Annotated in this window: 21 protein-coding genes; 8 read left to right on the top strand and 13 right to left on the bottom strand. The window is 58.5% G+C overall.

Annotated elements, in window-relative coordinates; translation table 11 throughout:
* Window positions 1-124: 124 nt before the first annotated feature.
* From DXD56_RS03905 to DXD56_RS03895, 3 genes are all read right to left on the bottom strand, one after another.
* Window positions 125-1501 (bottom strand): MATE family efflux transporter, encoded by a 1377-nt coding sequence (locus DXD56_RS03905; protein ID WP_117640169.1) that lies wholly within the window; start codon window positions 1499-1501, stop codon window positions 125-127.
* 96 nt (window positions 1502-1597) lie between these two features.
* Entirely contained in the window at window positions 1598-3226 is a 1629-nt protein-coding gene (locus DXD56_RS03900) for an amidohydrolase (protein WP_117640168.1), read from the bottom strand.
* A gap of 313 nt (window positions 3227-3539) precedes the next feature.
* Complete coding sequence (locus DXD56_RS03895; RefSeq protein WP_117640167.1) at window positions 3540-4532, bottom strand: helix-turn-helix transcriptional regulator; 993 nt, start codon at window positions 4530-4532, stop codon at window positions 3540-3542.
* Window positions 4533-4660: 128 nt separating this feature from the next.
* Between DXD56_RS03895 and DXD56_RS03890 the strand changes: the two genes are divergently transcribed.
* Window positions 4661-4852: a hypothetical protein gene (locus DXD56_RS03890; protein WP_117640166.1), complete on the top strand. Its 192-nt coding sequence runs from the start codon at window positions 4661-4663 to the stop codon at window positions 4850-4852.
* Between the two features lie 36 nt (window positions 4853-4888).
* Here DXD56_RS03890 and DXD56_RS03885 read toward each other — a convergent pair whose 3' ends face one another.
* The 5 genes from DXD56_RS03885 to ptcA all read right to left on the bottom strand — a co-directional run bounded on the left by DXD56_RS03885 (window position 4889) and on the right by ptcA (window position 10882).
* A complete protein-coding gene (locus tag DXD56_RS03885) occupies window positions 4889-6298 on the bottom strand; it encodes an APC family permease (RefSeq protein ID WP_117640165.1) in 1410 nt (469 codons plus the stop codon).
* Entirely contained in the window at window positions 6288-6470 is a 183-nt protein-coding gene (locus DXD56_RS09950) for a hypothetical protein (RefSeq protein WP_147325175.1), read from the bottom strand. The genes DXD56_RS03885 and DXD56_RS09950 overlap by 11 nt, the downstream gene beginning before the upstream one ends.
* 190 nt (window positions 6471-6660) lie before the next feature.
* Window positions 6661-7866, bottom strand: a complete 1206-nt coding sequence (locus tag DXD56_RS03875) for an agmatine deiminase family protein (RefSeq protein WP_117635777.1) — start codon at window positions 7864-7866, stop codon at window positions 6661-6663.
* Between the two features lie 370 nt (window positions 7867-8236).
* A complete protein-coding gene (locus tag DXD56_RS03870) occupies window positions 8237-9676 on the bottom strand; it encodes an APC family permease (RefSeq protein WP_117640163.1) in 1440 nt (479 codons plus the stop codon).
* Window positions 9677-9808: 132 nt separating this feature from the next.
* Entirely contained in the window at window positions 9809-10882 is a 1074-nt protein-coding gene (gene ptcA, locus DXD56_RS03865; RefSeq protein ID WP_117640161.1) for a putrescine carbamoyltransferase, read from the bottom strand.
* Between the two features lie 330 nt (window positions 10883-11212).
* Between ptcA and DXD56_RS03860 the strand changes: the two genes are divergently transcribed.
* Entirely contained in the window at window positions 11213-12178 is a 966-nt protein-coding gene (locus DXD56_RS03860) for a helix-turn-helix transcriptional regulator (RefSeq protein WP_117640160.1), read from the top strand.
* A gap of 318 nt (window positions 12179-12496) precedes the next feature.
* On the opposite strand, the gene DXD56_RS03855 is transcribed toward DXD56_RS03860, so the two are convergent.
* A complete protein-coding gene (locus DXD56_RS03855) occupies window positions 12497-14698 on the bottom strand; it encodes an FtsX-like permease family protein (RefSeq protein ID WP_117640159.1) in 2202 nt (733 codons plus the stop codon).
* Window positions 14688-15473, bottom strand: coding sequence for an ABC transporter ATP-binding protein (locus DXD56_RS03850; RefSeq protein WP_304466278.1), 786 nt, complete (start codon window positions 15471-15473; stop codon window positions 14688-14690). The genes DXD56_RS03855 and DXD56_RS03850 overlap by 11 nt, the downstream gene beginning before the upstream one ends.
* A gap of 144 nt (window positions 15474-15617) precedes the next feature.
* Between DXD56_RS03850 and vsr the strand changes: the two genes are divergently transcribed.
* From vsr to DXD56_RS03825, 3 genes are all read left to right on the top strand, one after another.
* Window positions 15618-16604, top strand: coding sequence for a DNA mismatch endonuclease Vsr (gene vsr / locus DXD56_RS10180; protein ID WP_233524924.1), 987 nt, complete (start codon window positions 15618-15620; stop codon window positions 16602-16604).
* Window positions 16605-17101: 497 nt separating this feature from the next.
* On the top strand, window positions 17102-18031 hold the full coding sequence (locus DXD56_RS03830; protein ID WP_158549316.1) for an AraC family transcriptional regulator: 930 nt from the start codon (window positions 17102-17104) through the stop codon (window positions 18029-18031).
* Between the two features lie 56 nt (window positions 18032-18087).
* Window positions 18088-18711 (top strand): HAD family hydrolase, encoded by a 624-nt coding sequence (locus DXD56_RS03825; protein WP_089572377.1) that lies wholly within the window; start codon window positions 18088-18090, stop codon window positions 18709-18711.
* Between the two features lie 322 nt (window positions 18712-19033).
* On the opposite strand, the gene DXD56_RS03820 is transcribed toward DXD56_RS03825, so the two are convergent.
* Complete coding sequence (locus DXD56_RS03820; protein ID WP_022095149.1) at window positions 19034-19891, bottom strand: class II fructose-bisphosphate aldolase; 858 nt, start codon at window positions 19889-19891, stop codon at window positions 19034-19036.
* A 335-nt stretch (window positions 19892-20226) separates the two neighbouring features.
* On the opposite strand from DXD56_RS03820, the gene DXD56_RS03815 reads away from it, so the two are divergent.
* Window positions 20227-21030, top strand: coding sequence for a DeoR/GlpR family DNA-binding transcription regulator (locus DXD56_RS03815; RefSeq protein WP_117640156.1), 804 nt, complete (start codon window positions 20227-20229; stop codon window positions 21028-21030).
* A gap of 67 nt (window positions 21031-21097) precedes the next feature.
* On the opposite strand, the gene DXD56_RS03810 is transcribed toward DXD56_RS03815, so the two are convergent.
* Complete coding sequence (locus DXD56_RS03810) at window positions 21098-22258, bottom strand: FprA family A-type flavoprotein (RefSeq protein WP_233524923.1); 1161 nt, start codon at window positions 22256-22258, stop codon at window positions 21098-21100.
* A 129-nt stretch (window positions 22259-22387) separates the two neighbouring features.
* A complete protein-coding gene (locus DXD56_RS03805) occupies window positions 22388-23374 on the bottom strand; it encodes a LacI family DNA-binding transcriptional regulator (protein ID WP_117640278.1) in 987 nt (328 codons plus the stop codon).
* 383 nt (window positions 23375-23757) lie between these two features.
* Between DXD56_RS03805 and DXD56_RS03800 the strand changes: the two genes are divergently transcribed.
* Both DXD56_RS03800 and DXD56_RS03795 read left to right on the top strand, forming a co-directional pair.
* Window positions 23758-24963, top strand: a complete 1206-nt coding sequence (locus DXD56_RS03800) for a galactokinase family protein (protein WP_117640154.1) — start codon at window positions 23758-23760, stop codon at window positions 24961-24963.
* Window positions 24954-26582 carry a UDP-glucose--hexose-1-phosphate uridylyltransferase gene (locus DXD56_RS03795; protein ID WP_233524922.1) on the top strand — a complete coding sequence of 543 codons (1629 nt, stop codon included), beginning with the start codon at window positions 24954-24956 and terminating at the stop codon, window positions 26580-26582. The genes DXD56_RS03800 and DXD56_RS03795 overlap by 10 nt, the downstream gene beginning before the upstream one ends.
* Window positions 26583-26764: the final 182 nt, after the last annotated feature.

Here is a 26764-nt window from a genome sequence, read left to right as displayed (position 1 = left end):
TATTTATAGAGCCGAAATCTCAGACCCTAAATAACAATAGCCACCACAATGGGAACTGTCCCCATTGTGGTGGCTTGCAGGCGAGTTGACTTATTCGACTATCGCGGGCCGGCCGTGTCCGAGTCTAGAGCGTGGCAAGTCGCTTGGATTCGCGGACGGCGAGGGCGATGGAGATAAGACCAGCGATGGCGTCAGCCGCCACCAAGGCAAACCAGACACCCTGAACGCCCATCATGTTGCCAAGCAGGTACATAAGCGGCACGGAGCAGATCACGTAGCGGAGCAGACCGGTGAACGTGGCGATACCCACCTTCTCAACCGCCTGGAAGTACATCGACATGGTCATGGCAAGATAGCCCAGAGCCACGGCCAGGATAACGATGCGCGTGGCGTTGGCGGCAACCTCGACGAGCGCCGGGTCGCTACCAGCAAAAAAGGCGCAGACCGGCGTTGCGGCCACCCATAGCACAGCAGACACCGCAGCAAGCGTCACGACCTGGTACTTAAGCGTGCAGGAGAGTGTTTCCTTGAGGCGCGCCCACGCCTTGGCGCCGGCGTTGAAGGCGGCAATGGGCTGCAGGCCGTACGAGAAGCACTGGGCGACCATCATGGTAATGTAGAGGATGTAGCCGTTGATCACACCAAAGGCCGCGATGTAGAGCGAACCCATGTCGCCGCCGAGCTGGCCAAGCAACGAGTTGGCAACGGTGTTGAAGATGAACGTGGCAGCTTGCACCAAAAAGAACGGGAAACCAATCTTGATGATCTGGCCGCAGATGGCCATGTCGAGTTTGAGGTCGGCGGCGCTGATCTGGAGCTGCGACTTCTTACCGCCGATGAACCAGAAGATACCGATGGCCCAGATACCGATGGAAAGACCGTAGTACACGCCAGCTCCCATAACGCCAAGCTTGAGCACAAACGTGGAAAGCGCAAGCCAGCAGATAGCGACGATGGCAGACACGGTCATGAGGTTGGCCTGGATCTGAACCTTCTCGTCCACACGCATGACGGCGGTGACCATCTGACCAATGACCGTGAGCGGTAGCAGCACGGAGAAGGTGCGCACGCCGGCAACGGTATCGGCCATGATGTCGGGCGTGGCGCCGAAGAATGCGCAGATGGGCTCGGTAAACACAGCCATCACCACAGCAAGCAGCACACTCACAATCGTGGTAAGCCAAAAACCCTGGCTAAACGCCTTGCTGGCGCCCTTAATGTCGCCGGCACCCAAAAGGTTGCCCACCACGGCGGGCACGCCGGTGCCAAACAGGTTGCCAAAGGCCAGGTTAATGTACTCGACCGACATGATGATCGAGACACAGGCCAGGCCGTGTGCGCCCAGGCCCCAACCCATCACGAGGCCCTCAAGGACCACCATGATAATCTGGGCGAGCATACCCTGGCCGGTGATGATGGTGTACTTGCGCACCAGGCCGGGAATCGGCTGCGAGGCAAGCTCACGCTCCTCCTCAACAGCGGCGGTTGCTTCTTCTGCCATTGTTCTCCCCTTTCCATGAGAGATTGATGAATGGATGAATGAATGGATGGGCGGCACGCACGGGCTGTGGCACCGCCCGGCGATGCAGCAGCCCCGCTAGGCCTCGTAGACCACCTTGCCGGCAATCATCGTGAGAGACGCCGTGGCCTCGAGGACCTCAGCCGGTTCGCAGTCAAAGAGGTTGCGGTCGAGCACACAGATATCAGCCTGTTTGCCGCATGCGAGCGTACCGATGCGATCCTCGGCATGCATGGCGTAGGCGCTGCCGTAGGTGTAGGCGCGCAAGGCCTCGGCCATGGTGATGCGCTCCTGCGGGAACCACCCTTCTGGGTTGGAACCGTCCTCGAGCATGCGGAAGGCTGCGCCGTACACCTCCTCCATGGGCTCCAAGCCCACAACGGGGAAGTCGCTGCCCAAGTGCACCACGGCACCGCTGGCAAGCAGGCTGTGCAGGGGCCACGAAAGCGCTGCACGCTCGGGGCCCACGGCATCGTCCTTGGCAAGGTCAGCCATATCGAGCAGCATGTGCCACGGTTGCATGCCGGGGCATATACCAAGCTCTGCGTAGCGCGGCAGATCCTCGGGCTGAACCGTCTCGTTGTGCTCCATGGAGTGGCGGCAACCCCGCTTACCATGCAAGCGCTCGCCCTCCTCAAAGCAATCGAGCACAAAACGCACCGAGCGATCGCCGATCGTATGGACGCGCGTGTCAACGCCCCATTCCTGCGCCCTGACAATGGCGGCACGGATGCGCTCTGGATCCTCCGCGGGCTCACCGCAGGTATCGGGCGCGTTGGAATAGGGTTCAAGCATCCAAGCGGTGTGGTCGGAGCACACGCCATCAAGAAACTGCTTAAAGCCGTGCCACTCGACCTGCGTGCCAGGGAAGTTGTACTTGGCCTTGATTTGATCGAGCGTCATGCTCTCGTTCTCAAACAGATCGGTGTACAAAAAGACGCGCAGCGGCAATTCGTCCTTGGCATTAAGATCCGCAAGCACTGCATACGGGTTTTCCATGCTCACAAACGTAGGATTGACCATGCCGACAGTGGTGATGCCAAAGCTGTTAGCGCGCTTTGCCGTCTTGGTAAACGAAGCTTCCGCAACGTCCATCGCGGGGTCGTAGACCTCATCCATAAAGAAGGAGCCGGCATTGTTGGAAAACACGCCCGTCAGGTTGCCGTCGGCATCCTTAAGGATCTTGCCGCCTGCGGGATCGGGCGTCTGCGAAGTCACTCCCACCTTGTTGATGGCACAGGTATTGGCGCTAAAGGTATGCAGGTCAACCTGCTGCAGGAAGACCGGGCGGTCGGAGATGTATTCATCGATCATCGCGGCCGTGGGCATCTCGGGGATATCCCACTGGAACTGAATGATTTGGCAGCCCAGAATCCACTCATTATCGGGATGGGCGTTCGCAAACGCTACAACACGCTCCATCGCCATCTCAAAACTGGTGCAATCGATAAGGTTGACGGCAAAATCGGGGTCGGTCATAAACGCACCCTGAGCAAAATGCGTGTGCGAGTCAATCAGGCCAGGCATAACGAGCTGGTCGCCAAAGTCGCGCACCTCAGTATCGGGGCCGATAAACGGCGCCAAGTGGGCATCGTCACCGCAGGCAACGATCTTATCGCCACGCACGGCAACGCCGCCCTTAAACGGTTCGATCCCATCGCCGGTAAAAACGGCATTGCTCTTGATTACTACATCAGCCTTCTCCATGTGAGCCTCCTCAGACGTTTTAGGATGTAACGCGGGTACACCGCCCGCGCTGGCTTTCGGTCGGGAGCAAAGCACTCCCGCATCGGCGCGTGCCTGTAAGCCGTACTCAGATGTCTGTCTCACGTCCGCGGCTTCGCGCTATATCCATTGATACACAGGGGCAAACCCATGCCAAGGTCAGGGGCCGCAAACGGTCAGTTTAAGCCGGTTTACACTTTTTACCTGCGGGTTTATTGTCTGAGATTAATGCCGCTTCATTACGCCCAACGGCGCCCGCCTTATCGGCAAGGCTCGCATTCAAGGAAAAATAGGGCTAGGAACGCCAAAAGGCATCTATGAGGTCATCTCGGTTGGAGACACCGCTTTTAACGTAGATGCGATGCAAGTGCGCCTTGACAGTGCCAGGGCTGATGACCAACTCGCTGGCGATGTTTTGGGCGTCGTTGCCCTTCAGCACCAGCGTGAGCACCTCCTGCTCGCGCCGCGACAGCTTATGGGCATCGGCATAGATCACAACGCGTGATGCTAGATCGTCCCCAGAGCGTGCGCTCTCGGCCGCCACGTCCTCATCGGCACGCGGATGACGGGCATACACGCGCAGGATATGGCTAAACTGGCAAAAGAGTTGGACCGCGCATACCACGAGCAGCACGTTTTCGGAGATATTGCGCTCGGACAGATACCACAAAAAGAGGCTGATGACGGGGTTTTGAGAGTCGGGGCGGCAGAGCAAAATCATGTAGGTGTCCTCGGCGATTACGCAAAACGCAAGAACGAGTGCCACCTTCCAAAAGAGCTTTGAGCGGTCGAGGTCGAGTTTCTCAACACGCGTGGCCCTGTGCCGGTAATGCCAGGCGGCATAGGCAAGACATCCTACATTGCCCAGGTCACGCGTGAGCCAAAAGAGATACTGCTGCACCTCTCCGGCAGCACCGCTGCGAGGCACCAGCACCAATTGCAAGATTGAAAACGGCACGATAGCAAGTCCGAGCATGCGCGACGTCGGTCTTTTGCGCAAGCGCGCAAACATCCACAGTACCACGCAGGCATAGATGGCAATACCGAGCACGCAGCGCAGCAAGGGGTGCTGCAACGGCTCGCTAAAGGTAACAGCGTATTCGTATTTGAGCCGATTGTACTCGTCAAAAAAAATGACCGACATATCGAGCATGTAGAGCAAAAAGCCCGCCGCGGCCACCAGGCTGTCGCGACGGCGCGTCATGAGCCAAACCACCAATGCCACGGCACTGGTCACCAGAGCCACACCCATGATAATCGTGGTGTAGATATAGAACGCGAAACTCATGCCCGCCTCCCCTGTCTAGATGCCGTGAGGATGTTGACAGATTCTTTGCCGCAAGATTAGACTCACCGATTAAACGTACTGTATCGTTTAGATAAACAAGCTGTGTCTCACCGATGAAAGGAGATGCCATGGCGCCTATCGCACCGCTCAAAATACTCGTTGCCCCTGCCGCCAAGGCCATCGTCCACCTGTGCGACTCACTTACCTACAATGACGTCCCCTGTGTCGTCGAAGAGCGTTCGGACAGCTGCCCCTATCTGGGCCACGTCCCCTTCTTTGCGCCTAAGCTCGTTTCCGATCCCGAGCACCGCGAACAGTAATCCAAGATGCACCAAGCGCTGCGCAACTCGCGGCGCTTACTGTTTTGGTGCAAAGTAACCTGACCCCCGTGCACCAACGCCGGGATTGTCGACGCTTCGGCCGCGGCGCGATATGAGGCGCGAAACCTCGCCCAATAACAGGCCAATCACTACGCCCGCGAGAATCGGCAACTTTGCCATCTCGGCAGGTGAGCTGTTGAGCGGCACAATCGTAGCAACAATCGAAAGCACGAGCTCCACCACGGGAATCGCAAGCGCCACCGCGAGCACCTTGCCCTCGAAAGGCGCACGGAACACACGCGAGCGATTATCGTGCTTGCGCAGACGCCAAAACGCTGGGAACATGGGGATATAGCTCATGAGCAGAAAGACGACGTTCATCGAGAAGAAGACCCAAAAGACGTCGGAACCCTCACCCAGCGGAATCTGGAGCAGCAGCACCAGACTGGCAAAACAGCCGTTAATGAGCGCCGAGCCGTTGGGCATGCCGGTCTTTTTGGACACCAACGCAAAGGGACGCGGCATGTTGCCATGGCGCGCGGCATAGCTCGCTACGTTGTTGACGCCAAAGCTCCAGCAGATCATATTGGCGAACAGCGTCACCAAAAAGGCCACGCCCACGACCATCGTCAGCGGGTGGGTGCGCCCCACCATAGCGGCGACTGCGTCCACAATGCCCGAATCGAGTGAAAGCTGCTCGGTGGGAACCGCGGCTCCAATGCCAATGCCACAGATGATGTAGATCGCCGCAATGGCCACGCCACCGGCAATAACCGCCTTGGGGATATCACGCGACGGGTTTTTCATCGTACTGGCAAAGGTCGCGACCACTTCGAAGCCCATAAAGTTGAACAGGATAATCGATAGGTACGTCAACGAATTGGTGTCGCCCAAATCTGGAATGAAGGTCTTAAGCGACATATCGTTGGCAAAGCCGTTATTGCAGGCAAACCAGATGCCGACGATTCCCACCACGGCGGTAATGAGTACCTTGATGACGGCGCCGCCGTCCATGACCCAATCTGCCTCGGCCACCGGCTGCATCGCCATGACCGTGACGCCCCACACAAAGGCAATCTCGATGGCAATTCGGATCCCAAGTGAAAACTCGATACCCCACACCGCATTAATGACACTGGGGAACATGCAGGCGATACTTGCCACCCACAGCGGAAAGTTAACCCAGTAGCACCAGGAGCAGCGGGCGCCCCAACGGTCGCCCAGGCCCAGGCGAACCCAATCGTACAGGCCGCCCTCGGAGTCGAACGCCGTACCCAGCTCGGCCACCACCAGACCATAGGGGAGCAAAAACGTAATGATAAGGAAGATCCACCAGAAGAACTGCACGTTGCCCATGGCAGATGCCGGAGCCGCCGCCTCGATGGTAAACACGACGCAGATAACCGAAAGGATGACCTCAAGCAGAGAGAACTTTTTACCTGCCATGGCACGCTCCCCCTACAGCAAAAAGGATGGCATCTGCACCGAAGGCGCAGCCCAAGGTAGGGTTGCAGGCCGCGTCACCGGTGCAGGTGCCATCCCAAAGAGAAGAGAGGATGCAGATGTTGGACCAACGCTCGCGGAACAGGCGCGTGTAGATGACGGTACGCTGGTACATAGATACTCCGATCAAAACGGCCGCGTTCGCGACCGGAAACTTTCGGCAATTGAAATCGCGTCTGACCTGGGAAATTCAAGCGAACAATTGGCCTAACCCGCAAAAAATCCCAGGCCAGACGCGTATTCAATCAAAGAAAAAAGGCACTCCGATGTGGAGGCAACGGAGCGCCCAAAGAAAAGCCAGACGATTAAGCGGACGGCTCCTGCTGCGTAATGCAGTGGATGTTTCCGCCGCCAAAGACGACCTGCTCGGACTGAACGCCGACGCACTTGTAGACGCCCTCGCCCCAGACCTCGTCATAGATCTTCTGGAGCGTGTCAACGGCCAGCTGGTCGTTCTCGTCGCCGTACTGCGGGACGATAACGCCGTGGTTGGTGACCAGGTAGTTCATGTAGGAGGCGATCAGCGGCTCGTCGGGAACGCGCGGCTCGGCGTTCTCGTCGGCGTCGATGGTGTCGCAGGAAGCCTGGTCCATGAACAGCGGGTTCACGGGCATGCAGAGCTTGTAGACCTTCATCTTGCGGCCCTTGGCGTCAACGGCGTTGGAGAGGGTCTCGTAGGCAGCGTGGCACTGCTCGTAGAACGGATACTCGGGATCGTCGGTCCAGATGCAGGCCATGACGCCCGGAGCGATGAACGTGGCAACGTCATCGATGTGGCCGTTGGTCTCCTCGGGGTCGATGCCCTCCTTGACCCAGATGACCTTCTCAACACCCAGGTAATCCTTGAGGTGCTCGTCCATGTAGGCGCGAAGCTCCTCGCTCCAGGGCTCAAACTTCTTGTGGAACTTGGGCCAGATGGACTCGGGATCCTCTTCCTCCTCCAGAACCGCAGAGCAGGTGCGGCCCGGGGAAAGCAGGCACTGGTCGGTCACGACAAGGGTGCCCTCGCCGTCGACGGTGATGGAGCCGCCCTCGAGGATCATGTCATCGGGACGATAGCGACGGCAGCCGGAGAGCTCAGCCATCTTGAGGGCGATCTGCTCGTCCTTGTCCCACGGGAAGTACAGGCCGTCGACGAGGCCGCCGTAGGCGTTGAAGTGCCAGTGGTTGGCGCGCTTCTCGCCCTTGCCGTTGATGACGTAGGTGGCGGCGGTGTCGCGGAACCAGGCGTCGTCGGTGGTCATCTCGATAACGGTGACGTTCTCGTCGTTCTCGAAGACGGCCTTGCAGTTGGCATAGTCGACCTGGTTGGCGCACATATAGACCGGGGTGAACTCGGAGATGGCGCGGGCGATGGCGGCATACTGCTTCTGAGCAGGCTTGGCGCCGTGGGCCCAGGTGTCGGTGCGGTGGGGCCAGCCCATCCACACGCGATCCTGCGGGGCGAACTCGGCGGGCATAAAGAAGCCGTCGGCCTTGGGGGTGGACTCGGACTCGGTGATCGTACGCATAAGATTTCCTCCAAATCGAACGATCGTTTGCCGCGGGCGGATTACCCGCAGCCTAAAACCAAGAGATGGTAGGCGCCCGTTCCCCGGCAAAGGTCGGGGCGCCCGGCGCCGGTTTTCACGGAATCGCACCGGCAAGCGACGACGTAACCCGGTGCGCGGAGACAAAACGCACGAAGGATACGAAAGAGAGAGGTTGGGGCGGGCGGTGGTTACCGGAGCTATCGCTCGCACCCGCCCCAGGAAATAGTGAGCAAATTTGTCGCTTTGGGCACGCCCTCGAAGAGGCTAGAGTGCCTGGAGTCGGGAGCGACAAGCCCGACGAAGCGTACTTTGGTACGCGAGGAGGGTTGGAGCCCCGAATCCGGGTGCCCTAGTTCTCCTCGGCCTCGGCGGCCTCCTCAGCGAGACGCTGAGCTGCCAGCTCGGGAGTGAGGCCCTTGTACTCGGTCTCGCGGCCCTTGGCGCTGACGACGCGGACGATCTCGCCGATGAGCACAAGCACGATGAAGATAACGATCATCGGGACCTTGTCGCCAATTTCATCGACGGAGAACGGAACCAGCGTTGCAACGATGGCCAGGATCAGCTCGATGCAGGGGATGGCCAGCATAACCTTCATCATGGCGCCCTTAAACGGGAACGTGAAGATGCGCTCACGGTTCGGGTCGTTCTTACGAAGGTTGAGGAACGCCGGGAACATCGGGATGTAGGTGAGCAGCAGGAAAACGACGGAGGTGCCAAAGAGCATCCAGAAAACACCATTGGAGATGGCGTCGATAGGAACAAGCTGCAGGCACAGCACCAGGGAGGCAACGATGGCGTTGACCAGGTTGGCACCGTTGGGCATATCATCGTCAGAGATCATCGAGGCGAAGACCTTGGGCATGTTGCCGTGCTCGGCAGCGTAGCGAGCAACGGAGTTAACGCCGAAGGACCAAGCGGCCATGTTGGCGAACAGGGTGATCAGGAAGGCGATGCAGATGACCTTAAAGATCATGGAGTCGCCCACCATGGTCTGGACTGCATAAATCATGCCGTAGTCGGGGTCGATGGAATCGGCCGGCACAGCAGCGCCGATGCCAAAGCCAGCGAACAGGTAGATCACGGCGATGGACAGGCCACCGACGATGATAGCCTTGGGGATATCGCGAGCGGGATCGGCCATGTCGTCGGTCATGGTGCAGATGACCTCGAAGCCCATGAAGTTAAAGATGATGATCGACAGGTAGCCGAGAGCGTTGGTGTTGGTGAGCTCGGGCAGGAAGGTGGCAGCGGACATGTCGTTCGCAAAACCGTTCTCCATGGCATACCAAATGCCCAAAGCGCCAACGATAACGGCGACGGCGACCTTGATGATGGCGCCACCGTTAAGGACCCACTCGGAGTCGGCCGCCTTGGAGCGGCCCATGAGGTAGACGATCCACACAAAGGCAAGATCGATACCCATCTTGGCGATCAAGTTGAACTCGACGCCAAAGACCATGCCCAAAATGTCGGGGAACATGGTAGCCAGCGAGGCAATCCACAGCGGGTAGTTAACCCAGTAGTAGTACGAAATGCGGGCGCCCCATTTGTCGCCCAGGCCATCGCGTACCCAGTCGTAAATGCCGCCCTCGCCGTCATAGGTAGTACCGAGCTCGGCAACAACCATGCCATAAGGGAGCAGGAAGGTCAGGATCAGGAAGATCCACCAGAAGAACTGCTGGTTGCCAATGGCAGCAGCAGGAGCGGCGGCCTCGCAAACGAAGACGACGCAGATGATGGTCGAGATGACCGTCAAGAAGGAAAGCTTTTTCTTTCCGTCGCTCATGATGAGCTCCTTCGCTCAGTCTTGGACAAATCGAGGCCCTTAAGATATTAAGGCAATTGCCGGGCCTCGGTGAGCGGGCGACAGGAGACGAGCATCCGCCGCCCGCAAACGTGCGTTTAGAAGCCTGGGGGCTTAGAGCTGCTCGAGAGCCTCGAGAGCGGCGTGGAGCTCGGCCTTGGCGGAGTACTCGACACCCTCGTCGTTGAGCGGGGTGCGCTTGCCCAGGGCGGCAAGGAGAGCGCGGATGGAGTGCTTGCGGTTCTCGGCCTCGACCCAGCACAGGGAGCGCTCAGGATCGTCCATGACCTCGTCGACGACTTCCTCATTGCGGGTGGCCGGCAGGCAGTGCATGAACTTGGAGCCTGCGCCGGCGAAGTTCATCATGTCCATGGTGACCTGATACTTGGGATAGAACACATCCATGTAGTTCTCGCCCGAGACCTCCTCGTCGTACAGGCCATACCACACGTCGGTGTAGACGAAGTCGGCGCCCTTGATGCACTCGATATCGTCGGAGATGACGATGGAGCCGCCGGAAACCTTGCAGTTCTCCTCGGCGATGGCCATCATCTGCTTGCCGAACTCGGCGCGCTCCTCAACGGTGCCAACGTGCAGGCCGCCGTCGAGGACCTGGTGGCCCTTAGGTCCAAACTGGACAAACTTCATGCCGACCTTGGAGGCGATGAACATGAGGGAGACGCAGACCTGGGTGGCGTCGCCGATGAAGGCCAGGGTGCAGTCCTCGATCTTCTTGCCCTCGGGGAGGTTCTCGAGCATGGTCATAAGGTCGCCCATCTCCTGCGTGGGATGGTTGAACTCGGACATGCCGTTGATGACGGGCACAGCGGAGCCCTCGGCGAGGCCGACGACGTCCTTGTGACGGTCAACGCGAGCCATCATGATGTCGAGCAGGTCGCCCATGACGCGAGCGGTGTCGCCCAGGGACTCGTGACCGCCGAGCTGGATGGTGCCAGGGCCATAGAACTGAGCATGGCCGCCGAGGTCGGTCATAGCGGTCTCGAAGGAAAGTCGGGTGCGGGTGGAGACCTGCTGGAAGATCATGCCAAGGCTCTTGTTGCGGAGCAGGTGCGGATAATAACCGTCAACCTTGATGGCCTTCTTCATTGCCAGGCCAAGATCCTCGATAGCCAGGATCTGCTCTTTGGTGAAGTCGTTGGTGTCGATGAAATCCTTAGGCAGCGCCATGTCGATTTCCTTTCCGCCGGTCTTGCCGACTATTACTATGAGGCGCTCGTACATCACGCCTCGTGTTGACAAGACCATCATTCATCCATATGTAACTATTGCCTAGTTTATTCGAGATTAAAGACCGTTCACGGAGTTACACCTTCTCTAATCCAATATAAACCCGCAGGTAGCGGACTTGCAGGGGGTTTACCGTCTGGAACCGCGAACGGTATACGGCTATTCTGTATCTCGGCGCCTAATCCGCAATGAAACGATGGGTTGAGACGTCTATATCCCGCAAGATATACAGGGCTCAGCCATAGGTAAAATGAGATGGGACGGTGACAGATGAACACGCTCATGTTCTTCTATACCTTAGCGATACTGGTTATCTGTATTGTGACGGCGGTGCTCTCGCTTGCCGCCTATGCCTCGTCTCGTCGACAGTTCTTTATCTATGGCAGCGGCGTTTTTATTTGCTATGCCATCGAGATGACCGAAATTTTCTTTTTTGAATACACGCTGCAAAACCAGAGTTTTCCGGCCAGTGATTATTACTCAATTACCATGCCTGTAATGCGGACCCTTGTGGCGACCGCTTCACAGGCTTTTATTTGGGCCATCGCCATGGACTTACTCGATAAGCATTCTAAAAAGCAGTTCGCTATCCCCGTCTTAACGTTTTTGCTGTGCGAGTCGCTGATTATCGTCGCTGTCCCCTACGGCCCCATGCATCAGTGGCTCTACTACACGGTGCGACAGGTATTCCTTATTTTTGTGGGACTATATATCTTTTGGACGGCTCACAAGAGCACAAAGGTTGAGCTGAAGGCACGTGTTAACAACCAACGAAAGCACCTGATTATCGCCGCCATTCTGGTCGGCTGCATCGTTGCCGAGGACTTCTATAACATTCTGGTGGTCCCCATGAGCCTGGCACCGTCCTGGCTGCAGCTATACCTGTCCGAGCGCAACTTTAGCGAGAATGTCTTTGCTTGCTACTTTGCGGTTCTGCTCATCGCCTACGCCTATCACGTGCTTTCGATTCGCATGCAGGAGGCACCCGAAGAAAAGAACGTCAGCGATCTTGATCGACACATCGAAGAGCAGATGCCCTTCTATCGCAACGCCTACAAGCTCTCCAAACGCGAGGCAGAAGTCATGCGCCTGGTTGTGCTGGGCAAATCGAACCAAGAGATCGCTGACGAGCTATTCCTTGCCGTGGGCACCGTCAAAACCCACATCCACAACATCCTGGTCAAAACCGAGCAGCAAAACCGCACGACGTTGATCCTCCACTTTTGGAAGCGATAACCTACCAAAAAGGGACAGGTTTATTTTGGCAGGTTTTATCTGGGCAAACGTCAACGGAGCCGCTTTCCCTTGCGGCGGTCTTCTAGCAGCAAAAACCAAGTGAGTAGACTTTTTGCAGGAAGCCGAGCACACCCCAAATCGCCACAGCGCTGACCTGCGGTTTTACCGAGCATTTGTCACGATGTGCTCGGCAAATCCAAAAAAATCTACTCACTTGCATCTGAGAGGCATCCGATAGACAAAAAACCGCCGCGGAGGGAGTCCGACTCCCTCCGCGGCGGTTGTTTGCGTTGGTTTTGCGACGGTTTTGCCCGTCTGCTACTCGCTGTAGCGGGTGGCGATGGCAGCTTGTACCATGCCGGCGCTCATGAGGTAGGTCACCAGGAAGTAGCCGCCGTAGGCTGCCAGGAAAATCGCACAGGTGAGGCCCACCGTGCCGCCGATGCTCATGTTTCCGAAAATGCTCACCAGCTCGATGATCACCTTAAGCGCCACAAAGGAGTGCGCCAGGCCCACTGCCAGTGGGAACAGGAAGAACACCGCTTGCTGCGCCATCACCGAATGGCGAATCTGGCGGTCGTCGCAGCCGATCTGCGCCAGCACGCGATAGCTGCGGCTGCCGTCGGCCACGTTGGAGAGCTGCTGGATCGATAGAATCGCCGCGCATGCAACGACCAATACAAAGCCAATGTAGATGGCCAGATAGCTAATCATGCCGTTCATCTGCGCTGCTTGCGTGTACATCTCGGAACGCGTGATGAAGACTCCCCACGACCCCGGCTCCTTGCCGTCAACGAGCAGATTGTCGAGCAAGGTGTATTTAATGCTCTCGTCTGCCTTGGTCACATCCATCCCCTGTTTGTAGTTAACGAGCAGGCTACTGGAATACGGCTGCAGATTAAGTTGGGACAACAGCTCATCGGCTACGACCACGGTACCGGGATTGCTGCCCATCGCCGAGTTGGCGATGGCAGCCGTGTCCTCGTCCGACTTATCGGTTGCGGGCTTGAGCGTATGCCCGCCCAAGGTGAGGGTATGGCCCCCAGCCATGTATTTGGTGTACAGGTCGCCCAGCTCGCCGCCCATATCACACGTAAGCACGTACTGGTCGCGACCAATGCTCACCGGATCCTCGCCCATCATCTGGCGCAGTTTGTTGTACTGGCTCGCCGGCGTCACAAACAGGCCCATATCATCGGCATTGCTGCCCTCGAGCGCCTTCGGAAGCTTTTCGCCCATGGTCTTGCACATCTCGCCTGCCACCACCGAGGGACCCGAGCCGCCAAGCGGGTAACTCAGATACGAATCGATCTGCACATGCTCACCGGCAACATCGGCGATATTGACCTTCTTGCCGGTCTCGTCGTTGTTGTCCGCCGACTTGCACTCGCCATGCCATGCAGCGTACAAATCGACCGTTGTATCTGCCAGCACCATACGATCGGCCTCAGACGGATTGACATACTCCTTGTAGTAGTCGAGCCTATCGGGCGTGTAATAGACATACGTCTGAGATACGTCAACAGGGTTATAGCGCTCCAGATTCTCGTTCATCACGTTGGCAATAGACATACCGCACGTCACCGAGGTAATGGCCAAAAACAGGATCATCGCGATGACGCCCATCGAAAAGCACACCGTGTTGACCTTGGCCGCAAGCTGGCGCACGGTAAACATGTTGAGGCCGCGCCAATACACGCTGCGTAGGCTCTGCAGCAGCTTGATAAGCATGCCCGAAAGGCCCCAGAACAGGGCAAAGGTGCCCACTGTAACCATAACGGTCGTAATGCCAAACTGGTTCATGGCCTCTTGCAGATTGCTGTCCGTCGCGGTTAGCGGGAACCCATCACGCAGCAGACGGTAATAGGCCACGCCCACCAGCACCACGCCCACAGCAAAGATGGCAATCGCGATCCAGGGATTGCGCGTCTTGATGCTCTCGTTGCGACGCTCGGCACCCATGAGCTCAATGAGCTTAGTGCGACGAACGGCGCGCAGGTTCAGCAGTAACGTGAGTACAAACATCATGAGCATGCAGGCAAGGGTCAGGTTGAACGCATGCACCGAGAAAAAGAAGCGGAAATTGGCGATCTGCGTCTTAAAGAGCGAGGCCGTAAAGAACGTCATGAGCTGGGAGAGCCCCACGCCCAGCACAATACCGGCGACAAAGGCGCCGACCGAAACGATCACCGTCTCGAGCGCCATGATCGTGGCGACGCGCCCGCGCCCCATGCCGAGCACCTGGTACAGGCCAAACTCCTTCTTGCGGCGTTTCATGATGAAGTTATTGGCATACACCATCAAAAAGGCCATGACGCCGGCCAAAAAGTACGTGAGGTAGCCGAGCATGGTACCCATGAGCTCGGATAGGCCCTCCTCCTCAATGCCGGCAATATCGACCTGAATCGAGACGGTGTTAAAGGCATAGAAAACGGTGACGCCCAAGGTGAGCGTCAAAAGGTAGACGAGGTAATCGCGGCCGGCGCGGCGGACGTTACCCCAAGCGAGTTTACAGAGCATCGGAGCCCTCACCGCCCATCATGGCAACGACCTCCATAATGCGGTCGAAGAACTCTCGGCGGTCGGTGTCGCCGCGGCGCAGCTCGGTGAAGATCTTGCCGTCGCGAATAAACAGCACACGGCTCGTGTAGCTGGCGGCAAAGCTGTCGTGCGTGACCATGAGCACGGTGGCGCGCAGGCGGCGATTCAGGGCCTCCAGGCTCTCGAGCAGCAGGCGGGCGCTCTTGGAATCGAGGGCGCCGGTGGGCTCGTCGGCCATGATCATGGTGGGGTCGGTGACGAGCGCGCGAGCCGCGGCAACGCGCTGCTGCTGGCCGCCGGACATCTGGTAGGGGTACTTGTCGAGCACCTGACTGATGGACAGGCGCGCGGCCACATCCTGCACGCGGGTCGAGATCTCTGCCGAGTTTGCGCGGGCGATGGTGAGCGGCAGGGCGATGTTCTCGCGTGCCGTGAGCGTATCGAGCAGGTTGGAATCCTGGAAGATAAAGCCGAGCTCCTCGCGGCGGAACTGCGAAAGCTTGGCCTGCTTCATGCGCGTCACATCCTGGCCGTTGATGCGAATGGTGCCGCTCGTGGCGCTATCGATGGTCGACACGCAGTTGAGCAACGTCGACTTGCCCGAGCCCGAGGCGCCCATGATGCCAACGAACTCACCGCGGTTGACGGTAAAGCTGACGTCGTTGAGCGCGCGGGTCACGTTGCCCAGCGCTCCATATACCTTTTCGAGATGCGCGACCTCCAGTACCGGGGTCGCCATGTGCGTGGTTTGCATACCGAGTCCTTTCTTGCGATTAGTCTACGGCATCTATAGTCGCAAGGAGCCGAGTCGGCTACCATCGATATGGCTTACGCTTGCCTTACCGTTGTGTAAGGTAAGCGTAGTCTGCCATGTGTTGATGTTGAGAGAGGGCTCCTGTTGAAGACTGTTCATGTTGCCGCTGGGATCATTCGCAAGGAAGGATCTGACGAGCTGCTTGCCGTGCAGCGCGGCTACGGCGACATGCAGGGACTATGGGAGTTCCCGGGCGGCAAACTTCTGCGCGGCGAGACACCCGAAGACGCCGTGCGCCGCGAGCTTATGGAAGAGCTACAGGTAAAAGTCACCAACCTGCGTGATTTCTACACCGTTGAGTATGACTACCCCGATTTTCATCTCTCCATGGAGTGTTACTACTGCTCGCTCGCCGATGAATCCGATGAGCCCCAGAAACACGACCGCCAGCTTGATATCCGCTGGATTCCACGCACCTCGCTTGCCACGGTGGAATGGATGCCCGCCGACAAGGGGCTCATTGATGCTCTGATTGAGTTAAAGGAAGATCGGCTTGAGGCAAGCTCCGCCGATGACGCCGCGCCCAACACAACCGACAAACCCGCCACCAAACCCAAGCGCGCACCTAAACGCCGCAGCAAAAAGCGTCCCAAGCCCGGTCTGCTCGACGGCATCGATACCTCGGACCTCTCCGCTGACGAGCGCGAACTGGTCCGCCGTCGCGCCGCCATCAAAAAGTCCATGAAGGGCAACAAGCGCGCCAACACCAAGCCCGAGCTGCTCGTACGTCAGCGCCTACGGGCCGCGGGCCTTACGGGCTATCGTTTGGAATGGAAGGTACCCGGCAAGCCCGACATCGCCTTCCCCGGCCGCAAGATCGCCATCTTCGTCAACGGTTGCTTTTGGCACCGCTGCCCCAAGTGCAACCCAAGCCAGCCCAAGCGCAACGTTGAGTTTTGGGAGGCAAAGTTCCGTCGCAACGTCGAGCGCGACCGTGCTGCTGTGGCAGCGCTCACTCAAATGGGCTGGACGCCCATAACCATCTGGGAATGCGAACTCAAAAAAGACCGCATCGACGCCACGATGGAAAAGGTCATCGAGCAGGTGCGCGCCACAGAGCCGCAGCGCTAACAGCGAGCATTCACACGCTACGCACGTCCGCGCCACATCCACGTCACAAACCTTAGAAAGCCCTTAAGCTCAAAACCTTTCAAGAGTGTTACTCGATACCTCTGACCTGCAGTTTCATCGTAACACCAAACCAGGTTAAGCCTTTCTTTAGCGCTTCTTTGCGGCAGCCGCGGCATAATGTAGCCAGCGCACGGGACCTAGCAGCAAACCCCGAGCGCATCCTTTTGGTGGATATCGAGGAGGCCGCAAAAGCATGCATTCTTCCAATGACGCAGCACAGCAGCCATCCCTAAAACATGCAAACCTTTTCTCCTTCCCCCCGACACAGAGAAACGGCCTCCTCGACTCCCCCACCACAAAAACCAAGCGCTCAGCCGATCAGAGCCTCAACTTACGAGCATCCTTCGAAAAGCTCCAAGCATCCCTAGACAAGGCGTTCCCCGAACAGGCAAGAGCAATCTAAGCCCATCGCGCTTTATACTGATGCCATGCGAAACATGGATCACATAGAATTGCACCGCGGAGGACGCGAGGAAGCGTTTCCCGAGACCGCCGAAGACTGGCCCTATATTGCCGAACGCGCAGAATTCGCTCGCTATCCGGGCAATTCCGTCCCCTGGCACTGGCATTCCGAAGTTGAGCTTTTCTACATGGAGCAGGGAGCGATTGACTATCGAACGCACGCGGCTCATGAGCACGTACGCTTTGAGGAAGGGTCCGCCGGCTTTATCAACGGCGGCGTTTTGCACAGCACGCTGCAATCACCCAATTCGGCGCCAGCCATTCAAATGCTGCATATCTTTCAGCCGTCGATGCTCGGCGATCCCGCGGGACGTCTCCAAAAGCGCTACATCAACCCATTGCTTCAATGTCGAGGCGTCGATGTGCTCAAATGGTCGCCCACCAATCCCGACGATATGCCCTTTATCGATTTGCTGAAGAGCTCCTTTAGCCACGACCTTCAACGGCCGCAGAACGAGATGGCGCTTCGAAATAGTTTGTCAGAGCTCTGGATTCAGATTAACGCCAAGGCCGAACCGCTCTTTTCTTCCGACGGCGCCTCTTGGATGACCAGCCGCGACGTACAGTTCAAGGCAATCCTGGACTTTATCCGCGCAAACTATGCAGCCGCTATAGATGTGCCCCAGATGGCATCTGCAGCCGGCGTAAGCGAAAGAGAGTGTTACCGCATTATCGAAACTTGTGCAGGAACGACCCCGGCGGCATATCTACGCGCATACCGCATAAACCGTGCTTGCGAACTTTTGGCACACACCACGCGAACGGTACAGACAGTCGCGCGCCAATGCGGATTTATAACAGCAAGCCATCTTGGCCAGGTATTTAAAGAACAAATGGGGTGCACTCCTTCGAGCTATCGAGCAGCGAGGCAGAATCTCGATAGCACCAGGCAGAAATCCCGCTAACCCTTCTTCTGTCACTGCATCAAACTTGCAGGCAAACAACAGAGAGGAGCAATCATATGAAGCACTTTGACCATATCGTATTTGACGTTGATGGGACATTGGCAGATACAGAAGAAAGCGTTCTGTCGTCGCTTGTCCAGATTGTCCAAGAAGAGACCAGCAAAACGCTTCCCCGACACGAGCTTGACTTTGCCCTCGGCATACCCGGCAAGGATGCCCTTGAGAAACTTGGGATCTACTCGCAGGCAACGTTGGATCGCTGGTGCCAAGTTGCCGCCAGCTTTAAAAGCACCATCAGCGTGTTTCCAGGTTTGCTTGAAGTCATCGCAACACTCGCCGATAGCGGCTGCAAACTTGGCATCGTCTCCTCACGTGCGCGCGACGAATACGCAAAAGAAATTGCACCCCTTGGTTTCGATAAGTATTTTGAGCACATCATCCTTGTCGAAGACACAACCGAACATAAACCCGCACCCGCACCCATGCTCGAATATCTCCGACGTGCGGGCGCGAATCCTGGCAACGTCGTCTACGTTGGCGACACCGTCTACGACGAACAATGCGCAACTTCGGCAGGGGTCAGTTTTGCCCGAGCAGCATGGGGATCACACCAAGATATCCCAAACGCCACCTACAACCTCAAAACCCCCAACGACCTACTAACCCTAACAACCAAATAACCCACGCGCCCCACCCTTTCCGCCCCAACGCCACAAGGGCGATTGAGCAGGACGGCTTGGGCGGGTCCCCGTACTTAGTTTCCAAAATCATTCCGCAGCGCGAAGGCTTCTTATTATTTTCAGACCTAACGCCACAAGGGCGACGACCTCGAGTAGGTCAACCTGGGAGGGACGAGGGCTTAGTTCTCCAATCTTTCCGCAGGGGGCAAAAAGCCTCGCCGCACGAAGTGCGCAGCGAGGCTTTTTGCATGCCCGAGGACGATTGGGGAACTAAGCCCCCGTCCCTCCCCGGGATATGTAGCGAGTCGGAGTACCCTTGCTGTTACTCTGCTTTGCCCACAGAGTTGAGGTTGGTCATGCGGATCTTAACCAGCTCGGTGATCTCACGCATGCCCTCCTTGGCCGGCTTCTTGGGATCGAAGCAGGCGGGGTTCTCGGCCATGTAGGCCATGAAGCCCTTGGTGTAGGCCTGACGCAGCTCGGTGGCGTAGTTAACCTTGCAGATGCCGTTCTTCACGGCCTCGGCAACCTGCTCATCGGGCACGCCGGAGGTGCCGTGCAGAACCAGCGGTACGTCGACGGCGTCGCGGATGGCCTTGACCACGGACTGCTCGATGTGCGGGTCGCTCGTGTACACACCGTGGCTGGTGCCAACGCCAATGGCCAGCGAGGTGCAGCCGGTGCGCTCGACGAACTCCTTGGCCTCGGCAGGATCGGTGTAGGGGCTCTCGCCCTCAACCGCGGGACCGTCGTCCTCCTTGCCGCCAACCTTGCCGAGCTCGGCCTCGACGGGCACGCCCATGGCGCGGCCAGCATCGGCGACGGACTTGGTCAGGGCAATGTTGTCCTCGAAGGACTCGTGCGAACCGTCGATCATGACGGAGGTGTAGCCCGTGCGGAAAGCCTGCATGCAGCGGTCATAGCCATCGCCGTGATCAAGGTGCAGGGCAACGGGCACGGAAGCGCGCTCGGCGGCAGCCTTGACCATGCCGTAGAAGTAGTCCAGACCAGCGGTCTTAATCGTGCCCGGGGTGGTCTGCATGATGACGGGGGACTTGGTCTCCTCGGCAGCGGCCAGAACGGCCATAACAAACTCGAGGTTCTCGACGTTGAACGCGCCGACGGCGTAGTGGCCGGCCTGAGCGTCCTTGAGCATCTTTTCGGTGGTAACAAGTGCCATGAGCGTTTGCTCCTCTCCCTCGCCCGCATCTGGACATCGGGCGTAGTTGTTCACAAGGCGTTTTACCTTGCGTTTTGCTGCGCTCATTGTATGAAATTCAGCGGGTATGCATGTGCGAGATATTGTCATCGCGCGAGGTCCAACCTTCATTTTTGAAAAGCAAACGGAAGGGATCGAACCCGAGCGCGCGTGTTCGAAATTGAGTTTCGAGCCTTGATCATCTTTCTTTTATAGAAAAAGTAAGTAATCGAAAGGCGTTTTCTTACTTAAAAAGAAAATGAACGAAAATAGACTCAACACAATTCCTGCAAATTTCAGACGATGATGGAGCGAATATGACCCATGCAACAACCCGAGCTTTCGCCGATGAGCGTCGTTCCGCCATCATGGAGATGCTCGAGCATAACGCCTCGGTGCAGGTAGCAGAAATCGCCCAGACCTTTGGCGTGTCCTCCGTTACCGCCCGCGCCGACCTAGATGCGCTCGCCGAGTCCGGCAAGCTGCGCCGCACGCATGGTGGCGCTGTGTCGCTCCAGAAGCGACTGACCGTATCCACCCAGGATCGCCGTATCAACGTCAATGTCGCCGCCAAGCAGGCCATCGCGCAAAGCGCCATCGAACTCGTCAGCGACGGTGACACCTTGCTTGTCGACTCGGGCACCACCGCGCTCGAATTTATCCGCCTGCTCGACCAGCGCGACGGCATCACCGTCATCACGGCCGACATCACCATTGCCGATTACATCGACGAGAGCATGCCCTCGGTCGATGTCGTCATGCTGGGCGGGGCGCTGCGCAAAGGTCATCGCTATCTGTACGGCCCACTTACCATGCAGGCGCTCCAAATGGTCCACGCCGATCTTGCCGTCATGTGCCCTGGCGCTTTCGTTCCCGGCTGCGGCTTTACCACCGACTTTCCCCAGATGGCTGAGACCAAAACGGCCATGATTGGCGCCGCCCGCCAAAGCGTGGCCCTCATGGACGCCAGTAAGGTCAACGGACGGGGCATGTACCGCTTTGCCGAGCTGACCGACGTCAACGCCATCGTGATGGACCGTGACCCCGATCACGCCGTCGCCACCTCAATCGCCGAGATCGTCGACAACGCCCGCCCAAATCTCCTCATCGCCGGCGCTTAAACAAAAACCACCACAAAGGTTCACCGTCCCCTTTGTGGTGGTTTGAGCGTTAAACGTGAACGTATCGCTACTTGGAGAGCTCGTCAGCGAGGGCCTCGATCTGAGCGCGCGAGGCGTCGTTGAGCGAACCCAGGACGGTCACCTTGTTCTGCGTCAGGGTGATGTCCTTCATACCCTCGAGCTCCTTGGTCATAATCTTGGCAGCTGCGGGCGCCCAGGAGCCGCCCTCGACGAGCGCCACCGTACGGTTCTGGTAGGCATGCTCGGCAAGCGTATGGATAAAGGTGCTCATGAATGGGAAGATCTCGCCCTGATAGGTAATGGAAGCGAGTACCAGACGGTCATAGCGGAACGCGTCCTCAACGGCCTCGGCCATGTCGTCGCGAGCCAAGTCAAAAACGGAGACCTTCTGGCCGCGAGCCTCGAGCGCTGCGGCGAGCTCCTCGACGGCGGCCTTCAGGTGGCCGTAGACGCTCGCGTAGGCAATGGTGATGCCCTCGTCCTCGGGCTGATAGCTCGACCAGGTGTTGTAGGTGTCGAGGTAGTAGCCCAGGTTCTCGGTCAGCACAGGACCGTGGAGCGGGCAGATGACCTGGATGTCCAAATCGGCGGCCTTCTTGAGCACGGCCTGCACAAACTTGCCGAACTTGCCCACGATGCCAAAGTAGTAACGGCGCGCCTCGCAGGCCCACCCTTCCGGATCCTCGATGTCGTTGGCGCCAAACTTGCCAAAGCCGTCGGCACTAAAGAGCACCTTATCGGTAGCCTCGTAGGAGAAGAGTACCTCGGGCCAGTGAACGTTGGGGGCGCCGACAAAGGTCAGGCTGTGGCCGCCCAGATCAAGCACGTCACCCTCTTTGACAACCATCTTGCGCTCGGGGAAGTCGGTGCCAAAGTAGTTGACCATCATGCGGAAGGCGCCCATGCTTGCCACAATCTGCGCCTGGGGATAGCGCTCCATAAAGGCGGCGATGCCGGCGGAGTGATCGGGCTCCATGTGATGGATGACCAGGTAGTCGGGCGTGCGGCCGTCGAGTACGGTCTCGAGGTTGCCGAGCCACTCGTCGACAAATCCGCCATCGACCGAATCGGCGACAGCGATCTTCTCGCCCAAGATAACGTAGCTGTTGTATGCCATACCGTTCTCGGACACATCGTACTGGCCCTCGAACAGGTCAATGTCGTGATCGTCGACGCCAACGTAGCGGATATCCTTGGTGATCTCCATCAGGCAAAGCCTCCTAGATAGACAAAAGAACCCGTCTATCATAACACTCGGTAGTATCCCAGCTGTTATCTGCCGGCATCCATACCGATTGTTATTGAAATACGATAAATCGCCGTTTACCTGCGCAAACTATGAGCGTGGTATCGCCGTGCTATGTCGAATAATGAGCTGACCGGGAATACGAATGGCAACGGTTTTGCCCGCCGTACCCGCCTCGGGAACCGCATGCTCGAATACCTCGCGCCCGCGCTGATGTAGATCGAATCGCACGGTCGTGAGCTCGTTATGCGCGACAAAATCATCGAGCGAGTCATCGACGCCTACCACGCTCACGTCCTCAGGCACGCGCAGACCGCTATCACGCAGCGCTGCAATTGCGCCATTTGCCATCTGGTCGTTTGCCGCGTAAATCGCCGTCATGGTGCGATCGTGCTCGGCCAGATATCTGCCGGCCTCGTAACCGCTGTTGGCAGACCAGTCGCCCTCGAGCGGCTCTGCCGGCTCGATGTGTTTACGCTCGAGCGCATCCTGCCAACCGGCGCGACGAAATTGCTCGTCGACCGAGAACGACGGGCCGCCAATATAGCGAATCTGCTCGTGCCCCAGCTCAAACAGATGGTCCATAAGCAACAGCGAGCAGCCGTAATGATCGGAGTCGACCGTAGTCACCCGCGGGTGCGCATACATGGTGACGATAACCGTGCCGATACCCGGTAACGGATCAAACGTCTCAAAATCGGGCGCCATACGGCTCATGCCGATGATGATGCCGTCCACGGGCAGCGCGGCCATACGACGCGTTGCCTCGGCAAGCGAGAATTCCTCGGTCTTGGACATCTCGACCAGCGTGATGGCGCAATTATGCTCGCGAGCTGCGCTGGCGATGCCGTCGATCATTGAGAGGTTCCCAAACTTGGTGACATCGTTGACGCACAGACCGACCGAATGGTAACGGCCGTCGCGCAGCGAGCGACCGGCATAACTCGGACGGAAGCCGAGCTCCTGCATGGCGGCTTGCACGCGCTGGCGCGTCTGCTCGTTGACGTTAGGGAGGCCGTTGGCAACGCGCGAAACCGTCTGCTGCGAAACGCCAGCAGCGCGGGCGACGTCGGCCATGGAGACCGGACGCGTACCTGTATCGTTGGACGGGCGCCTTACCACAGGATCACCTTCACCCTCGCGAGATCTGAATAGCGTGCATGCCGGCCCGGGCAGAAATACGCCCCGCGCCGAAGCCCGCTATCGTCGGACGCATGTTAACGTACTCTACTTTTTCAATCCGCAACTCTTCTGCTCTATAAGTCCATACGGCAATACCGTTCACGGCTGGATTTCTACCGATTACCAGATTCTCAAAAAGTGATAAGTGTTGTGTTATGAGTACGTTAACATAGCCCGTAACGTGCGGCATCGTAGATGCTGAGTTTATGCCACTTCAGATTGTTAACGTACTCACTACGACGGAAAACTCGTCAGCATGCGCCAAGGAAAGGACCCTCATGACCACCCCCGACGAAAAGACACTCGCCACGCTCACCAAGCTGTTTGAGGAGGAGTTTGGCCCCATCGGCGATCGCCAGGTGCTCTATGTGCACGCGCCCGGCCGTTCCGAGATCAGCGGCAACCACACCGATCACGAGGGCGGTCACGTTATCGCCGGCTCGCTCGATGTCGCCGTCGACGGCATTGCCGTGGCGACCGATTCCAACAAGGTTCGCGTCGCCGACGAGGGCTATCCTACGTTTGAGATCACGCTCGACACGCTGGATATTCAAGAGTCCGAGAAGGGCACGTCCGCAAGCCTCGTGCGCGGTATGGCCCACGAAATCGCTGCTCTGGGCGTTGAGCCCCAGGGCTTCGACTTTGCCTTTACCTGCTCCGTCCCCTCGGGTGGCGGCCTTTCTAGCTCCGCCGCTGTCGAGGCGGCTTACGGCTGCGCCATGGAGACGCTCTGGGGCGCGCCCGCCATTGAGCCCGTCGCGCTCGCCCAGATGAGCCAGCGCACCGAGAACAACTATTACGGCAAGCCCTGCGGTCTTATGGATCAGGCGGCTGTGTGCCTGGGCGGCCTCGCCTACATGGACTTTGAGGATCAGGCTCAGCCTAAGACCCAGAAGCTCGAGCTCAACTTTGAGGATCACGGCTATGCGCTCGTGCTCGTTAAGGTTGGCGCCGACCATGTGGCGGCTACCGACGACTACGCCGCCGTTCCGCGCGAGATGCAGGACGTCGCCGCCGAGTTTGGCAAGGCACGCCTGTGCGAGGTCAACGTTGCCGACTTTGACGCCAAGCTCCCCGAGCTGCGCGCCAAGCTGGGCGACCGCGCTTGCCTGCGTGCCGTTCACTACTGGTACGAGAACGGCCTGGTCGACAAGCGCTGGGCAGCCCTGAACGCTGGCGACATTGACCAGTTCCTGGTCCTGACGCGCGAGTCCGGCGCCAGCTCTGCCATGTACCTGCAGAATGTTGTTGCCAAGCTGGGTTCCGAGCAGCCTTCCATGTATGCCCTGGCGCTGGCCGAGCACGTGCTCGACGGCCGCGGCGCCGTCCGTATCCACGGTGGCGGCTTTGGTGGCACCATCCAGGCCTTCGTGCCGCTCGATCTGGTCGACACCTTCATTGCCAAGATGAACGGCTGGCTGGGCGAGGGCTCTGCCCGTCACTACGCCATCTCTGACAAGGGGGCTTACGCGGCATGGCTGTAATGACTGACGTGCGAGAGGCCGCGCAGAACCTGATCGAGTACGCCATCCACCGATCGATGATCGGCCAGGACGACCGGATCTGGGCATACAACACCATTTTGGAGTGCATCGGCGCCACGGGTCCCGCACTCGATATGGCCTGGGCGCTCCAGGTTGAGAAACTCTCGCTCTTGCACCCCAATACCCTGCCCGACTTTGATCTTGAAGGCACGCTTGCCGCGCTTTCCGAGGCCGCCGTTACCAACGGTGCCGCCGAGGACACGGCGTCAGGCCGCGACCGCATCGCCATGCGCATCATGGGTGCGCTCATGCCGAGGCCTTCGGTTGTAAACGAGGAGTTCAACGGACGCATGGGCGTCAACGAGCCCCGCGCCGCAACCGACTGGTTCTACGGCCTGTGCTGCGACGCCGGCTACGTGCGCCGTGCCGCCATCGCGCGCAACATCAAATGGAGCACCCCCACCAACTGGGGCGATCTTGAGATCACCATCAACCTCTCCAAGCCTGAGAAGGACCCACGCGATATCGCCGCGGCTGGTGCCGCAAAGAACACGGGCGAGAAGTATCCCGCCTGCCAGCTCTGCATCGAAAACGAGGGCTATCCCGGACGCTCCGCCGCAGCCGACGGCGGCGCTCACCCCGCTCGCCAGAACCTGCGCATTATCCCCATCCAGCTCAACGGCGAGCGCTGGGGTTTCCAGTACAGCCCGTACGCGTACTTTAACGAGCATTGCATTGCCATGAGCTCCGAGCATCGTCCGATGCACGTCGACCGCAAGGGCCTGACCTGCCTGCTCGACTTTGTGGACCTGTTCCCGCATTACTTCATCGGCTCCAACGCCGACCTGCCTATCGTGGGCGGCTCGATTCTGTCGCACGACCACTTCCAGGGTGGCGCGCACGAGTTCCCCATGATGCACGCCGCCGAGGTCTCGCAGTTTAGCGTGCCCGGTTTTAACCAGGTCAGCGGCACCGTGCTGCAGTGGCCGCTCTCGGTGCTGCGCCTGCGCTCGCACGACCGCGCCCAGCTGCTCGATGCCGCCGAGAAGATTATCCTCGCCTGGCGCGAGTGGACCGATGAGTCGGTGGGCGTCATCGCACGCACAGCCGATGGCGTGGCGCACAACACCGTGACGCCCGTCATCCGCCGCGTCGACTCCCGCGGCAATGCCGGAGGCGAGATCTACGAGGCCTACTTGGCGCTTCGCTGCAACATCACGACCGACGAGCATCCGCTGGGCGTGTTCCACCCGCATGCCGAGTACCACCATATTAAAAAGGAGAACATCGGCCTGATCGAGGTCATGGGCCTGGCCATTCTGCCGCCGCGCTTGGTTCCCGAGCTCGGTGCTGTCCGCGAGCACCTGCTGGCGGCCAAGGCCGATGCCAGCTACGATCTTGCCTGCGCTCTCGAGAGCGACGACCTTTGCCGCAGCCACGCCGCATGGGCGGAGGACGTCTTTGCTCGCCGCGCGAACGAGCTTACGGCGGATAACGCCATCGACATCCTGCATGAGGAGGTCGGCGTGGTGTTTAGCCACGTGCTCGACAACGCCGGAGTCTTTAAGTGGGACGAGGACGGACGCGCCGCCCAGCAGCGCTTTATCGACTCACTGTAATGATCCCTTGGGGACGGAGGAAAACAGATCATTCCGCCTGCAAGACAACGGCGCCCGCCGGCAACATCGCCGACGGGCGCCGTTTTATTGGCTAGTCATTGGGGACGTTCTTAAATGACTAGTCAAACAAGAACGTCCCCAATGACTACTTGCGACCAAGGCAACGCCGATGTCTTGGCATT

This window comes from Collinsella sp. TM06-3, assembly GCF_003436395.1.
GTDB lineage: Bacteria > Actinomycetota > Coriobacteriia > Coriobacteriales > Coriobacteriaceae > Collinsella.
Note: the sequence above shows the minus strand (reverse complement) of the source record. Positions and strands in the feature narration are given on the sequence as shown.